The 216-nt window shown below is 70.8% G+C and carries 1 pseudogene; it reads left to right on the top strand.

Annotation, left to right across the window (positions count from 1 at the left end):
- Positions 1-216 (top strand): annotated as a pseudogene (locus tag IE94_RS37040) (transposase family protein); the annotation flags it as partial.

Raw genomic sequence — 216 nt, 5'->3', positions numbered from 1 at the left:
ATCCTCCGGATCTGCGCGCGCCAGGGCGTCCCGGTCCTCGCCGACATGGCCTACATCGGTGCGGGCGACTGGGTCACCACCGCCAAGCGCCGCCCGCCCCAACGGTGAACTCACTCTCACCGAGCGGACCGTGAACCGGGCCCTGTCCGCGGCCCGGGCACCCGTCGAACGAGGCATGGCACGGCTGAAGTCCTGGCAGATCTTCCGCAGATCCCG

Origin of the sequence: Streptomyces violaceorubidus, assembly GCF_000717995.1 — a bacterium.
GTDB lineage: Bacteria > Actinomycetota > Actinomycetes > Streptomycetales > Streptomycetaceae > Streptomyces > Streptomyces violaceorubidus.
The sequence above is the reverse complement of the archived record's forward strand: the minus strand, read 5'-3'. Positions and strand labels throughout refer to the sequence as shown.